This is a genomic window from Mycobacterium sp. TH-M11, from assembly GCF_057473725.1.
The window spans coordinates 1-14,981 of sequence record NZ_JBYCLD010000361.1; the positions used below are offsets into that span (position 1 = coordinate 1).

The following is a 14,981-nucleotide window of genomic DNA, read 5'->3' on the forward strand; positions in this document are numbered from 1 at the left end:
CGGATCAGCGCCCACCACTGACCGGGCTCGACCCACGCGGGCGGGTTCACCTCGAAGCTGACGTCGACGGTGCCGCGGGCCGGTAACACCGCACCCACTGCCGCCGGTCCGATCCACTCCCACGTGCCCCAGGGGCTGATCAGGTGGGCCTCCAGACTCAGGTCGGCACCCGCGTCGGTGCCGACGGTGGCGGTCAGCTGGGTCGAACCCCCTGCGGCGACAACGATATCCGTGGGTACGCGGGTCAGGCGGATCAGCGCAGCGTCGTCGGCGCCGCGCACGGAAACCAGCGCGACGTCTTCGACCACCTGACGCCAGGAGGCCGGCACTACGGTATCGGTGACCGCCAACTGCGCTCGCACCGGGTACACGCCGGGTTCGACGCCGGCGGGCACCGTCACGACGATGTCGGCTTCTTGGTGCGCGCAGACCGGCAGTGTGAAGGGCAACGCGGCAGGGCCGGCCGTCCAGCCGGGCGGGCACACCAGTGTCACCGTGCCGGCCAGCGTCGCATCGCTGGCGTCACTGGCTAACGTCAGCCGCAGCGACACCTGCGAATCCGGCTCCGCGGTGAGCCGGACCGGGTGCAGGTGTGCGACCGCGGGTAGTCCGCCCAGCGGCGCCGGTCCACGATTGTGCAGCCAGTAGCGCGCGTACAAGGGCTGCGCGATCTCGGCATCCGGTGCAAGCGCCATGCTTTCGGCATCCAGCAACCGCGGCAGGTCGAACCATGCGAGCGCGGTGCCGATCTGGTTGCCGTGCAACGTGGTCAGCTGGCGGGCCTGTGGCTGCTCCAGCAGATCGGCCGACCGCAGTCCGGACACAGTCCCCAACGGCGAGCGCACGTCGACTTCGGCTTCCCCGCCGCGGGTTTCGACCAACCGGATCGCGACGCGACTCGCGTCGACACGCTGGGCGCTACCGTGCGCCAGCGGGTTTCCGGCCGCCTTGAGCGCGGCCAGCCGCACCGCGCCGACGGGTCCGATCTCCAGCAGCGAGCCGGTCGCGGACAACCCGCCCCGCTCACCCGGCGAGGCGACGGGCAGCAGCGGATGCGAGAACTCGGCACTGCGCTCGGGCACCTCGGCGCGGCGCCAATCACCGCCACCGCAGACCAGCGCATAGTCGAAAGTGTGCGTCCAATGCTGCAATTGGAAGCTGGACCCGTCGGGCGCGGTGCGCCGGGGTTCGTCGATCCAGCTGCCGGACGGCCAGCCGGTGCACGACCGCATCAACGCGGTGTGCAAGGTGCCGTCGGTCTCGACGGCGAAGCTGGGCACTCCGCGGTTGCACAGCGCGACAGTGCGCGATTCGAAGTCCCGCAGGCCAGCCGGGGCATGCTGGTTCACGACGACCTCGGCATCGGCGAGATCGTCGACCACCGCCGCGATGGCCGTGGCGAGATGTGCGTCGTCACGTCCGGCGATCACCAGCACCGGCAGCGCCCGCGCATCCCGTAGGTCGGCGTTCGGAAGCCAGGCTTCGGCCAGCGGGGCGGCAGCGGGCACCCACACCCTGGCACAGCCGGTATCGGCAAGCTGCCGCTCGACCTCGCGGGTGTAGGCGGGATCGGCGCGCGCCAGCACGGACGCGGTAAACGCGCTCTGCCCCAGCGCAACCCGGGTATCAGGCAGGTTGGAGTCGACACCGAGCAGTCCGTAGCGAGGCCGGTCGGCGGTGCTGCAGGTGGCCGTCACCCCGGCGCGCACCAGCGCCACCATCAGGTCGCGGGCCAGCGCACCGCCCACGGCCTCGCTCGCCGTGACCACCTCGGCCACCGATACCGCGCGGACTTGATTGTCGCCGCCGTCACCGACGCGCACCCGCACCGCCGACGACAACCCGAACCAGCCGTAGGCCGGGTTGTCCAGTGTCCAGGGCTGATCGGCGGTATCGACCGACTCAGAGTTGTTGTGCAGCAACGCAAAACCGCGACCGACCACGGCGTCGCCGACTTCGCTCACCGGCATGGCGCCCGGCACCGGGCACGGCCAGCGCAGCCGTAGTAGCCGATCTTCTCCGACGAAGTCGTTGATCGTGGTGGCGCAGTCGACCCGGTCGACCCCGCGCCACAGCGTCAGCGTCTGGCTGTAGCGCAGCATTTCACCGATCCGGCCGTGGACAACCAGCCGCCGGCCCAACGGGCTGCGATAGGCCTGCACCTCCGCCGCGCACTCCGAAGAGCCGACCACCGGCCCCTTGGGCAGCAGATGCCACGGCCCTTCACCACCAGTGGGATGCGCCGGATATTCCTCATAGACGGCCAACTCGTTGCCGACTCGGCCCTCACCGATCAGCTGTTTGCCGTCGCGCACCAGCGAGACCACTGCGCCGCCGCGTGTGGGGTCGACCGACAACCGGTAATGCTCGTTGGCTATCTCGTTGCCCGGCAACGGCTCCCAACCACATTCGGTAACCCCGGCAACCACCCGATAGGACCGCCAACCAAGCGACGGCATGTCGCGGGCCAGCCAGCTGACCGACGCCCCACCGTGCTCGACCACCGCGGGTAACGCCACACCGTTGTGATCGAGCACCTGGACCCCGGCGCCCAGGGGTTCGGCGAACCGGGCGGTGACGATGTCGGTCCGACTGTGCGCCAACGTGTTCCACACCACCACCTCGCCGTCAACCGCACTGGACAGTAACGCCAGCGAGTTGTCCCGGGCCGCCCGGCCCAGCTCCCACGCGTCGCGCCAGCCGGTCAGCAGGTCCAGGTAGACTTGGTCGGACTCCGAGCCGGTGATCGCGTCGTGGTGGGCGCCGTAGGCCAACTGCACCCACGCCTTGGCCAACGCGGCCTGAGGGTACTCAGCGCCGCCGACCAAACCGGCGAACACCGCGAACTTCTCGGCGTCGAGCACCGCGTCCTCGGCGGCGCGGTTGGCCTGCTTGGTGTCGATGAACGACACGTCCTTGCCGGTGTAGATCGGGTTCATGTCGCGGGTCTGCGGTGACGGCGCCCGGCCGCGCTCGTCCAACTCGGCACGCACCGCGGCGAAGAACTCGCGCGGCAACGCGCAGACGAACCGCGGCCAGGTGTACCGCGCGCCCCAGTCACGATGAATCTCGGTGACCCACTTGTTCGGCGGCGTGTAATCGGTGCCGACCGGCAGCAGCACGTTGCGGGTCGACGCGACCTTCTTCAGCTCAGCGAACAGCTCGTAGCAGGCCTGCTCGGCCTCGGTCACCGTGGTCGACTCGTCCATCCACCAGCCGGCCGAGTAATGCGCCGGCATGTAGTGGGTGAGCAGGCCGCGGCCCGACGGCGAGATCCACTCGAACTCGCTGCTGAACTGCATGCCCGAGACACCGCCCTCGCTGTGCATCGGCCCCCACTGGTGGTGCGGCCCGCGGGCCCACGAACTGGACGTGAGCCCCGCGTCGGCGGCCATGCCGGGAAACTGCGGGTCGTGGCCGAACACGTCGAGCTGCCACGCGGTCTTCGGGTCGCCGCCGAGCACGTCACGCTGAAAACCTATGCCGTGCACAAAATTTCGGATTGTCGTCTCGGGATTGGTCAGGTTGGTGTTCGGCTCGTTGTAGGTTCCGCCCATGACCTCCACGCGGCCCTGGCGCATCAGCCGACGCAGATCGGCCCGGTCTTCGGGGTGAGTGTCCCAATACGGCTTGAGGTAGTCGACCTCGGCGAGGACGAACTTGTATTCGGGTTCGCGGCGGGCCATCTCCAGATGCGCGTGGACCAATTCGAAAGCATTGGTTTGACGGGCTTTTCCGGGCGGGTCTTCGGTCCAGAGGCTGGTGTAGGCGCCCTGGGTGTTCCACCAGACCGGGTCGTAGTGGAAGTGGCTGATCATGAACATCGTCCAGCCGGGCTCGGCGACGACGAAGTCGAACGTCGCCGAAGCCGACGCGGCCCGTACCGATGCGGCGCGCCGCTCCCCCAGCACCGGGCGCTGGACCACCACCGGGACTTCGACGACACCCTGGCCAATCGCGGTACCGCGCAGCCCGTCGCCGTCGACCCGAACCTCAACCGGCTCGGCAAAGCCGTCCAATGCCACTCGAACCAGCTGCACCGGCGCATCCGCCGGGCCGATGAAAAGTTCGGTCGACTCCGCCGACGTCACCCGCATTCCCGCACCCTACGACGTCGACGTCACCCACGGGTGGAAGGCTTGGCACACGTCAGTCGAAAGGGATCGCCGATGCCCGCACTCGCCTCGCCCGTCGCCGATGAACGCAGCGCGCTGCGCGAGTACCTCGCCTACCACCAGAACGCGTTTTTCGCGGTGGCCTACGGCCTGACCGACGAGCAGGCCCGCTCGCGCCCGACCGTCAGCGACTTGTCGATCGGCGGGCTGATCAAGCACTGCACCGCCATGCAGCACACCTGGATGTCACGGGTGGCGGCCGCACCCGAGGCCCCGCCACGCGATCCCCGCCCGTTCGACGAGATCGCCCAGGATTTCGCCGACCAGCACGTGATGCGGGCCGAGGAGACGCTCGACGGGCTGCTGGAGAAGTTCAAGACCGAGAGCGCCACCGCGCTGCGGCTTGTCGAGACGGCCGATCTGTCCGCGAAAGTGCCAGTGCCGCAAGATATTCCGTGGTTGCCGAAAGGCATCAAGGATTGGTCGGTGCGGTGGGTGATCCTGCACGTGATCAACGAGCTGACCCGGCATGCCGGCCACGCCGACATCATCCGCGAAGGCATCGACGGCGCCACCATGTACGAGCTGCTGGCCGCGCTGGAGGGCTGGTCGATCGACGGCTGGGTGCAGCCGTGGACCAAAAAGCCGGACCAGGGCGATGCAGACTCGTAGCGGCCTGACGCACAACGGTGCCGTCGAGCTGTACTACGAAGACCTCGGCGACACCGCCGATCCCGCTGTGTTGTTGATCATGGGCCTGGGCGCCCAGCTGCCGATGTGGCCGGACGGCTTCTGTGCCCAACTGGTCGACGCGGGGTATCGGGTGATCCGCTTCGACCATCGCGACACCGGGCTGTCGGCCAAGATGCACGGGATGCGCGCCGCCGGGTCGGTCTACCGCCGCGTTGGGCGCTACCTGGTCGGGCGGCGCAGCGAGGTGCCCTACACGCTCGAGGACATGACGGCCGACGCAGTCGGACTGCTCGACCACCTCGACGTCGGGCGGGCGCACATCGTCGGCGCCTCGATGGGCGGGATGATCGCGCAGATCCTGGCCGCCACCGAGCCGGATCGGGTCGCGTCGCTGGCCATCATCATGTCCACCACCGGCAAGCCGTTCTCCCGGCTGCCGGCTTGGCGGGTGATCCGGCTGGCGTTCAACGCGCCCGCCGGCGATGCCTCCGCGGAGGAGAAGCTGGCGTTCGAGGTGCGCAACGTCGCGGTGTTCAACGGCCCCAACTACCTGCCGCCGGAGTCCGAGCTGCGGCGTCGGGTCCGGGAACTGGCAGAGCGGTCCACGTATCCAGCCGGCCTGCTGCGCCAGTTCGACGCCGTACTGGGCACCGGCAGCCTGCTGCGCTTCAGCAAGGCGGTCACCGCGCCGACGGTGGTGGTGCACGGCTCGCACGACCCCATGCTGCGGCCCCGCAACGGCCGGGCGGTCGCCGCCGCCATTCCGGGCGCCCGCTTCGTGGTGATCGACGGTATGGGCCACGACCTGCCCGAACCGGTGTGGCGGCCGATCGTCGAGACGCTGACCGAGAATTTCGCGCGCTAGCTCAACCGCGAGCGTGCGTGTCTGTACGGCGGCACGCCGCGCGAGGCGTACAACTGTGCGCGCTCGCGCGTCGAAGCCGACCCTTTGACCTGCGTGATTCGGTACCGACCTGGGCGATTTGAGACACTGCAGCAATGAGTTCCAACAACCACCGCGGAGTTGCCAGGCTTGACCGGGTACCACTACCGGTCGAGGCGGCGCGCATCGGCGCCACCGGTTGGCAGCTCACCCGCACCGCAGCCCGCATCCTGACCACGCTGACCGGCAAGGGACCGCTACCGCAGAAGGTCATCAGGCAACTCCCCCAGACCTTCGCCGACCTGGGCCCGACCTACGTCAAGTTCGGCCAGATCATCGCCTCCAGCCCGGGCGCGTTCGGCGAGGAGCTGTCCCGCGAATTCCGCGGCCTGCTCGACCGCGTTCCCCCGGCCGACAAAGACCAGGTCCACAAGCTGTTCAAAGAGGAGCTCGGCGGCGACCCGGCCGATCTGTTCGCCCACTTCGACGAGGAGCCGTTCGCCTCGGCGTCGATCGCCCAGGTGCACTACGCCACGCTGCACAGCGGCGAAGAGGTCGTGGTCAAGATCCAGCGGCCGGGCATCCGCCGCCGGGTGGCCGCCGACCTGCAGATCCTCAAGCGTTTCGCCCAAGCCGTCGAGCTGGCCAAGCTGGGCCGCCGGCTGTCCGCCCAGGACGTGGTCGCGGACTTCTCCGACAACCTGGCCGAGGAGCTGAGCTTCCGCCTCGAGGCGCAGTCGATGGAGGCCTGGGTCTCGCACCTGCACGCGTCGCCGCTCGGCCGCAACATCCGGGTTCCGCAGGTGTACTGGGATCTGACCTCGGAGAAGGTGCTGACCATGGAGCGGGTGCAGGGCATCCGCATCGACGACGTCGCCGCGATCCGCAAGGCCGGCTTCGACGGCACCGAGCTGGTCAAGGCGCTGCTGTTCAGCCTCTTCGAGGGCGGGCTGCGGCACGGGCTGTTCCACGGCGACCTGCACGCCGGCAACCTCTACGTCGACGACAAGGGCCGGATCGTGTTCTTCGATTTCGGCATCATGGGCCGCATCGACCCGCGGACCCGCTGGCTGCTGCGCGAACTGGTGCACGCGCTGCTGGTGAAGAAGGACCACGCCGCGGCCGGCAAGATCGTCGTGCTGATGGGCGCCGTGGGCACCATGCGGCCCGAGGCCGAGGCCGCGAAGGACCTGGAGCGCTTTGCCACCCCGCTGACCATGTCCACCCTCGGCGACCTGTCCTACGCCGACATCGGCAAGCAGCTGTCGGCGCTGGCCGATGCCTACGACGTCAAGCTGCCACGCGAGCTGGTGCTGATCGGCAAGCAGTTCCTCTACGTCGAGCGCTACATGAAGCTGCTGGCGCCCAAGTGGCAGATGATGTCCGACCCACAGCTCACCGGTTATTTCGCCAACTTCATGGTCGAGGTCGCCCGGGAGCACAACGAAGCGGAACTAGAGGCCTAACAGCATGCACATCCGCACCGGCACAGCACGTTCGGGCGATCTGGACATCTACTACGAGGACATGGGTGAGCCGACCGATCCGGCTGTCCTGCTGATCATGGGCCTGGGCTCGCAGCTGCTGCTGTGGCGGATGGGCTTCTGCGAGAAGCTGGTCGCCCAGGGCCTGCGGGTAATCCGCTACGACAACCGCGACGTCGGGCTGTCCACGAAAACCGAGCGACGTAGCAACGGCGGGGCGCTGATCCCCAGCCTGCTCAAGTTCTGGCTCGGCATTCCCGGCACAGCGGACTACCGGCTCGAGGACATGGCCGACGACGCCGCCGCGGTCCTCGACCACCTCGAGATCGACCACGCGCACATCGTCGGCGCGTCGATGGGCGGCATGATCGCCCAGATCTTCGCGGCGCGACACAAAAAGCTCACCCGGTCGCTGGCGGTGGTGTTCTCCAGCAACAACCGGGCTTTCCTGCCGCCGCCACACCCGCAGGCACTGTTGGCGGTGCTGCGGGGCCCGTCACCGCATTCGCCAATCGAGGTGATCGTCGACTACTCCGTGAAGGTCTGGCGGATCATCGGCAGCCCGCGCTACCCGGCACCCGAGCAACGGCTACGCGACGAGGCGATCGAAGGCTACGAGCGGTGCTACTACCCGTGGGGAACGGCACGGCATTTCGGCGCGATCCTGGCCAGCGGCAGCCTGGCGCCCTACGACCGGCAGATCAGCGCACCGACCGTCGTCCTGCACGGTACGGCCGACAAACTGCAACGACCGTTCGGCGGCAAAGTGGTAGCCCGGACGATCCCGGGTGCTCGCCTGCGGTTGTTCGACGGCATGGGCCACGACTTGCCCGAAGAGCTGTGGGACGACATCATCAGCGAGCTGACGAGCACGTTTGCCCTGGCCTGAGCCACCGCTTCCGGGATTCGGCCTGACCATGCCCATCGACTAGCATGACTCACGGATCGCCGGGGGGCTGGCACTCCGCCCAGCGCGGGCGGACACCACGACAAATCCAGGAAGGCGCGTTGCGCTATGGCAGACAAGCTGAGGCCGCATTTCGAAGACGTCCAGGCCCACTACGACCTGTCCGACGAGTTCTTCGCACTCTTCCTCGACCCGAGCCAGACCTACAGCTGCGCGTACTTCGAGAAAGACGACTACACGCTGGAGCAGGCGCAGCAGGCCAAGGTCGACCTGGCGCTGGGCAAGCTCGGCCTGCAACCCGGGATGACGCTACTGGACGTCGGCTGCGGCTGGGGCAGCACGATGCGTCGCGCCGTCGAGAAGTACGACGTGAACGTCATCGGCCTGACGCTGTCCAAGAACCAGGCCGGATATGCCCAACAGACGCTCGACGCGATGGACAGCCCCCGCAGCAAGGAAGTCCGCCTGGCCGGCTGGGAGGAGTTCCACGAGCCGGTGGACCGCATCGTGTCGATCGGCGCGTTCGAGCACTTCGGCCACGACCGCTACGACGACTTCTTCACGATGGCCAACAATGCCCTGCCCGACGACGGGGTGATGCTGCTGCACACGATCACCGGGCTGACCCCGGCGCAGATGACCGAACGCGGCATGCCGCTGACGTTCGAGCTGGCCCGATTCATGAAATTCATCGTCGACGAGATCTTCCCCGGTGGCCGGTTGCCATCGATCGAGATGGTCGAGGAGCGCTCCGCCAAGGGCGGCTTCACGCTGACCCGCCGCCAATCGCTGCAGCCGCACTACGCCCGCACGCTGGACTGTTGGTCGGCGGCGCTGGAGGCGCACAAGGACGAGGCCATCGAGATCCAGTCGCAGGAGATGTACGACCGCTACATGCATTATTTGACTGGGTGCGCCAAGGCATTCCGGGTGGGATACATCGACGTCAACCAGTTCACGCTGGAGAAGTAGTCGACACAAGCACGTTGAACAACGACGTTGTTGCTTCGTCGGCTGGTTGAGCCGGGTATTGTGCTCACGCAACCTGGGTGCGGTTCAAGCCCGGGCAGTAGGAAAGGGTTAACACACGCTGATGCCTGAAAAAGATGGCCCGATTCAGACACGGACGCGGCCGGAGGACATCCAGGCCCACTACGACCTATCCGACGATTTCTTCGGACTATTTCAGGACCCGACGCGGACCTACAGCAGCGCCTACTTCACCCGCGACGACCAGTCGCTCGAGGAAGCGCAGATCGCCAAAGTCGACCTGAACCTTGACCAACTCGACCTCAGGCCCGGCATGACGCTGCTCGACATCGGCTGCGGCTGGGGCACCACCATGCGCCGCGCGGTGGAGAAGTACGACGTCAACGTCATCGGGCTCACGCTGTCCAACAACCAGCACGCCCGCGCTCAGCAGGTTCTGAACAGCATCGACACCGACCGCTCGCGCACGGTTCTGTTGCAGGGTTGGGAGGACTTCCACCAGCCGGTCGATCGGATCGTGTCGATCGAGGCGTTCGAACACTTCGGCTTCGAGAACTACGACCACTTCTTCAAAAACACCTTCAACATCATGCCCGAAGACGGGCGGATGACCGTGCAGAGCAGCGTGGCCTACCACCCGTACGACTTGAACGCGCGTGGCAAGAAGGTCACTTTCGAGACGGCCCGGTTCATCAAGTTCATCCTCACCGAGATCTTCCCCGGCGGCCGCCTGCCGTCCACCGGCATGATGGTCGAGCACGGCGAGAAGGCGGGTTTCGTTGTGCCCGAGCCGATTTCGCTGCGGGAAAGCTACATCAAGACCCTGCATCTGTGGGGTGACGCGCTGGAGGCCAATAAAGACAAGGCCGTCGAGATCCAGTCCGAAGAGGTCTACGAGCGCTACATGAAGTATCTGCGTGGCTGCGAGTTCTACTTCTCCGAGGAGATGCTCGACGTCAGCCTCGTCACCTACCTGAAGCCCGGTGCCGCTGCCTGACCCGAGAGTGCAACTACCTACGCATTGCCCGAGAGGGCCTGTCGGTGGGAGCACTCGCGAGCATCACGAGTGGTTGCGCTGACCCAGTTCGCCGCCGAGATACAGCGCCCGGCACGCCTGCCGGGCGAGTTTGCCGCTGGTGGTTCGCGGGATGACGCCGGCCGCCACCAGTTGCACGTCGGCCAGCGGCAGGTTGTGCCGGCGTGACACCGCAGCGCGAATGGCGTCGATGACCGGTTGCAGATCATCCCGGCCGGCCCCCGGTGCGCGTTCGGCGACGATCACGACGCGTTCGCCGACCTCGTCGGCGGGCACCGAAAACGCTGCAACATAACCCGATCGGACTTTCGGCGACGCCTCCGCCGTAGTGGCCTCGATGTCCTGCGGGTAGTGGTTGCGGCCATCGATGATGATCATGTCTTTGATGCGCCCGGTGATGTGAAGCTCACCATCGAGGTAGACACCGAGGTCGCCGGTGCGCAGCCAAGTCGCATCGCTCGGCGCCCCGTCGGCATGACTGCCGACCGGCAGACGGCATTGCAGCTTGTTACCGAAGACGCGTTCGGTCTCATCGGGTCGCGCCCAATAGCCCCGCCCGATGTTGTTGCCGTGCAACCAGATCTCGCCGACTTCACCGTCGGGCACTTCGACTTCGGTCTCGGTGTTGACGATGACGCCCCATTGGCTGCGGGCGACGCGACCGCACGACACCGACGCGATCGCGTTGGGCGCATCGTGCGAGACCCGAACCGCGCGATCTCGGCCCAGCTCCTCGCGATCGAGGTAGACCACCGTCGCTGCGGCGGTGAGGTCGATGGTCGAGACGAACAGCGTCGCCTCGGCCATACCGTAGGACGGCTTGACCGCGGTGCGCGGCAACCCGTACGGGCCGAACGTGGCGTTGAATTTCTCGATCGAGCCGATCCGGACCGGCTCGGACCCGTTGATCAGCGACACCACATTGGTCAGGTCGAGATTTTCGCCCTCGTCGGGACGCCCACGCTCGACGGCCAATTCGAAGGCGAAGTTGGGGGCCGCGGCGAACGTCGGGCCGTGCTTGGACTCCGCGGCCAACTGACGCATCCACCGTTGGGGCCGCCGGACGAACGACGTCGGCGACATCAGCGTGACCTGGGTGCCGAACACCGCCACGCACACGATCATCAGCAGGCCCATATCGTGGTAAAGCGGCAACCAGCTCACACTACGGATATCCCAGTCGATGCCGGTGGAGATCACCATCTGCAGCACATTGGTGCCGATCGCGCGGTGGGTGATCTCCACCCCGACCGGTGAGCGCGTCGATCCCGACGTGTATTGCAGGTAGGCGATGTCGTCGGTGTCGAGATGAACCGGCTGGAACGTGGCGCCCACCGAGTCGGGAACCTCGTCGATCGCGATGACCCGTGGTCGGCTGTCGCGCGGCAGCGAGCGGACAAATTCGCCCACCGCGGCGGCAGCGGCGGCGGTGGTCAACACCACCGCTGGCTTCGCGTCACCCAACACCGCGTCGAGGCGTTCGGCGTGGCCCGGAAACTCCGGGGCGAACAGTGGCACGGCGATGGCGCCGGCCTTGATCGCGGCGAAGAAGCCGACGATGTAGTCGATGCCCTGCGGCGCCAGGATCGCCACCCGATCACCCCGCGCGGCGACCTGTTGCAGCCGGGCGCCGATGGCCCGCAGCCTCGCACCCAGCTGCGCCCAGGTCAGCTCGATCATCGTGCCGTCGGCATCGTGGGCGAAGTCGAGGTAGCGGTAAGCGACGTCATCGCCGATGTCGGCGATGTGGCGGTCCAGAAATGTCACCACGTTGACGCCGTCGGGCAGCACGATGTTGCCGTCCGCGTCGAGATAATCGGTCAGCTGCGGCCGATCGATCCGACTGCTGGCCTTTTTCCTAAAGGCATCCGCCATGACGAAATTCTAAGAGATGAGGGTTCCGTTCACCCGCAGCGATCGCCGGTGAACGGCAACACATTTACGCCTCGGCGAAGTTACGGGTGACCGCCGGGTCGACCGGGATGCCGGGTCCAGTGGTCGTCGACACCGTGATCTTCTTCAGGTAGCGCCCCTTCGACGACGACGGCTTGTGTCGCAGCACCTCGTCGATCGCAGCGCCGTAGTTCTCGACCAGCTGCTTGGAGTCGAAGGAGGCCTTGCCGATCACGAAGTGCAGGTTCGCCTGCTTGTCGACGCGGAAGTTGATCTTTCCGCCCTTGATGTCGTTGACCGCTTTGGTGACGTCCGGGGTGACCGTACCGGTCTTGGGGTTCGGCATCAGGCCGCGCGGGCCGAGGATGCGCGCGATCCGGCCGACCTTGGCCATCTGGTCCGGGGTCGCGATCGCGGCGTCGAAGTCAAGGAAGCCGCCCTGGATCTTTTCGATCAGGTCGTCGCTGCCAACCACGTCGGCGCCGGCCGCGGCGGCTTCTTCGGCCTTCTCGCCGACCGCGAAGACCGCGACGCGCGCCGTCTTGCCGGTGCCGTGCGGGAGGTTGACCGTGCCGCGGACCATCTGGTCGGCCTTGCGGGGGTCCACGCCGAGCCGGATGGCAACCTCAACCGTCGCGTCCTGCTTCGTCGAGGACGTCTCCTTGGCCAGGTTCGCGGCTTGCAAGGGGGTGTAGAGGCTGTCGCGGTCGATCTTCTCCAGTGCCGCGCGGTAGGCCTTGCTGTTCTTGCTCATTGGTGCATCCAATCTGGTGTTGGGTTGTGGTGTGCGGGCCGAAGCTGGCCCTCCCACGGGATTGCATTCGTCGGACTCCTCAGCGGGACCACCCGCATCGTCGTCCGACGGGGAGCCGTCTATTCGACGGTGATGCCCATCGACCGGGCGGTCCCGGCGATGATCTTGGCGGCCGCGTCGATGTCGTTGGCGTTGAGGTCGGCCTTCTTCGTCTCGGCGATCTCGCGGACCTGGTCCCAGGTGACCTTGGCGACCTTGGTCTTGTGCGGCTCCGCCGAGCCCTTGCCCACCTGGGCGGCCTTGAGCAGCAGCCGGGCAGCCGGCGGCGTCTTCAACGCGAACGTGAAGCTGCGGTCCTCATAGACGGTGATCTCCACTGGGACGACGTTGCCGCGCTGGGAGTCCGTCGCGGCGTTGTACGCCTTGCAGAACTCCATGATGTTGACGCCGTGCTGGCCGAGCGCCGGACCGACCGGCGGCGCGGGATTGGCCTCGCCGGCCTTGATCTGCAGCTTGATCAGCCCAGCGACCTTCTTCTTCGGGGGCATGAGTGTGGGTGTTCCTTTCGTGACTTCTAAATCTTCGAGACCTGGGTGAAGCCCAGTTCCACAGGTGTTTCGCGGCCGAAGATGGACACCAGCACCTTGAGTTTCTGTTGTTCGGCGTTGACCTCGTTGATCGTCGCCGGCAGCGTGGCGAACGGCCCGTCCATGACGGTGACCGACTCGCCGACCTCGTAGTCCACCTCGACCACGGGACGTTCCAGACCGCCTTCGCTGGCCGCGGACGCGGCGGCGGCAGTGCCCTTGGCGGGCTTCTTGGCGGCCCCCTGCGGAAGCAGGAACTTCACCACATCGTTGAGCGTCAGCGCCGACGGCTTGGAGGTCGCGCCGACGAACCCGGTGACGCCGGGGGTGTTGCGCACCGCGCTCCAGGACTCGTCGGTCAGGTCCATGCGCACCAGGATGTAGCCCGGCAGCACCTTGCGGTTGACCTGCTTGCGCTGGCCGTTCTTGATCTCGGTGACCTCTTCGGTGGGCACCTCCACCTGGAAGATGTAGTCGCCGACGTCCAGGTTCTGCACGCGGGTTTCGAGGTTGGCTTTCACCTTGTTCTCGTAACCGGCGTAGGAGTGGATGACATACCAGTCGCCGGGCTTGGACCGCAGCTCGGCCTTCAACGCGACGGCGGGATCGACATCTTCGTCTTGCGCCGGCTCCGCGGGTGCGACCGCGGGCGCCTGGGCGGCCTCGTCGGCCGATGCTTCGACACCAGCCGTCTCGGCTGCAGTGTCGGCGGTGGCCTCGTGCAGCGCGGCCTCGATGTCGACCGTCTCACCCACCGGCAGGTCGCCGTCGGAGGTAGTCACGGTTTTATGGTCCTTCCTTTATTTCAGCGCTTGATGGACTTCAGGGAGCTCAGCCGAATACCAGCAGCACCAGCTTGGCCAAGCCCAGATCCACCAGGCCGATCAACGTCACCATGAACACCAGGAACGCCAGCACCACCGAGGTGTAGGAGCTCATCTGCTTGCGGTTGGGCCAGATGACCTTGCGCAGCTCGCCAACGACCTGCTTGAGGTAGGTGAGGACGAACACGAAGGGGTTGGTCGACGGCTCGCCGGACTTGGCCTTCTTGGGCTTTTTCGCCCTCTTGGCCGTGGTGTCGCTGTCGTCGGCGTCGCTTTCGGTGAGCTCCACAGCACCAGTCGCCTGATCTGACTCAGCGCGCTGACGGGATCGCTTTCCGGTGGGTCGTTGCGGGCGCGTCACGACGGCCGTACGACCGCCTTGCTCGTCGTCGGATCCGCTGCCGTCGGCTGCGGCGTCGGCATCGACGCGTTCGTCGCTCACCGCATGCTCCTTCGTTCCATCGTGCGTGGTGGACACCTTCCAGTGTCCACCATCTCAGGTCCGGCTCCTCCACGGGCCATACCGGCCCGCATCGTCACCGAACGCATTGCAGGGGCGACAGGACTTGAACCTGCAACCTGCGGTTTTGGAGACCGCTGCTCTGCCAATTGAGCTACGCCCCTTCGCTGGTTGGCAGGCCAACCTGCGCGTGTCGCGGCCTTCGGTGGACGCGCGCTTCGCCCACCGAAGGGAAAATACGCTTGTCCTGGGAAAACCCCGAGGTCTGAGTGTAGCGCGGAGCAGGTGTCAGGTACTAATCACGCGGTCCTGACAACCTGGCCGCTCTCCATGTCCCACTTGAGGTTGACCGAGT

The 14,981-nt window shown here is 66.7% G+C and carries 12 protein-coding genes and 1 tRNA gene; 6 read left to right on the plus strand and 7 right to left on the minus strand.

Annotated elements, in window-relative coordinates; all coding sequences use genetic code 11:
* The coding region (locus AC2VOG_RS14505; protein ID WP_486940587.1) for a glycoside hydrolase family 38 N-terminal domain-containing protein at positions 1–4,097 on the minus strand (4,097 nt) is incomplete at its 3' end.
* 72 nt (positions 4,098–4,169) lie between these two features.
* On the opposite strand from AC2VOG_RS14505, the gene AC2VOG_RS14510 reads away from it, so the two are divergent.
* The 6 genes from AC2VOG_RS14510 to mmaA4 all read left to right on the plus strand — a co-directional run bounded on the left by AC2VOG_RS14510 (position 4,170) and on the right by mmaA4 (position 10,069).
* Positions 4,170–4,787, plus strand: a complete 618-nt coding sequence (locus tag AC2VOG_RS14510; RefSeq protein ID WP_486940588.1) for a DinB family protein — start codon at positions 4,170–4,172, stop codon at positions 4,785–4,787.
* Entirely contained in the window at positions 4,774–5,673 is a 900-nt protein-coding gene (locus AC2VOG_RS14515; protein WP_486940589.1) for an alpha/beta fold hydrolase, read from the plus strand. Before AC2VOG_RS14510 ends, AC2VOG_RS14515 begins: the two co-directional genes overlap by 14 nt.
* Positions 5,674–5,807: 134 nt before the next feature.
* Positions 5,808–7,157 carry an ABC1 kinase family protein gene (locus AC2VOG_RS14520; protein WP_486940590.1) on the plus strand — a complete coding sequence of 450 codons (1,350 nt, stop codon included), beginning with the start codon at positions 5,808–5,810 and terminating at the stop codon, positions 7,155–7,157.
* A gap of 4 nt (positions 7,158–7,161) precedes the next feature.
* The gene (locus AC2VOG_RS14525; RefSeq protein ID WP_486940591.1) at positions 7,162–8,064 is read left to right on the plus strand and encodes an alpha/beta fold hydrolase; all 903 of its coding nucleotides are present in this window, start codon (positions 7,162–7,164) and stop codon (positions 8,062–8,064) included.
* Positions 8,065–8,190: 126 nt separating this feature from the next.
* The gene (locus tag AC2VOG_RS14530; protein ID WP_486940592.1) at positions 8,191–9,054 is read left to right on the plus strand and encodes a cyclopropane mycolic acid synthase family methyltransferase; all 864 of its coding nucleotides are present in this window, start codon (positions 8,191–8,193) and stop codon (positions 9,052–9,054) included.
* Between the two features lie 121 nt (positions 9,055–9,175).
* Positions 9,176–10,069, plus strand: coding sequence for a hydroxymycolate synthase MmaA4 (gene mmaA4 / locus AC2VOG_RS14535; RefSeq protein WP_486940593.1), 894 nt, complete (start codon positions 9,176–9,178; stop codon positions 10,067–10,069).
* A gap of 63 nt (positions 10,070–10,132) precedes the next feature.
* Here mmaA4 and AC2VOG_RS14540 read toward each other — a convergent pair whose 3' ends face one another.
* The 6 genes from AC2VOG_RS14540 to AC2VOG_RS14565 form a co-directional block, all read right to left on the minus strand.
* Positions 10,133–11,983, minus strand: coding sequence for a fatty acyl-AMP ligase (locus AC2VOG_RS14540; protein ID WP_486940594.1), 1,851 nt, complete (start codon positions 11,981–11,983; stop codon positions 10,133–10,135).
* A 64-nt stretch (positions 11,984–12,047) separates the two neighbouring features.
* A complete protein-coding gene (gene rplA / locus AC2VOG_RS14545; RefSeq protein WP_486940595.1) occupies positions 12,048–12,755 on the minus strand; it encodes a 50S ribosomal protein L1 in 708 nt (235 codons plus the stop codon).
* A 119-nt stretch (positions 12,756–12,874) separates the two neighbouring features.
* Complete coding sequence (gene rplK, locus AC2VOG_RS14550; protein ID WP_486940596.1) at positions 12,875–13,303, minus strand: 50S ribosomal protein L11; 429 nt, start codon at positions 13,301–13,303, stop codon at positions 12,875–12,877.
* A 26-nt stretch (positions 13,304–13,329) separates the two neighbouring features.
* Positions 13,330–14,124: a transcription termination/antitermination protein NusG gene (gene nusG / locus AC2VOG_RS14555; RefSeq protein ID WP_486940597.1), complete on the minus strand. Its 795-nt coding sequence runs from the start codon at positions 14,122–14,124 to the stop codon at positions 13,330–13,332.
* 49 nt (positions 14,125–14,173) lie between these two features.
* A complete protein-coding gene (gene secE / locus AC2VOG_RS14560; RefSeq protein WP_486940598.1) occupies positions 14,174–14,608 on the minus strand; it encodes a preprotein translocase subunit SecE in 435 nt (144 codons plus the stop codon).
* A 109-nt stretch (positions 14,609–14,717) separates the two neighbouring features.
* A tRNA-Trp gene (locus tag AC2VOG_RS14565) sits at positions 14,718–14,790 on the minus strand.
* Between the last annotated feature and the right edge of the window lie 191 nt (positions 14,791–14,981).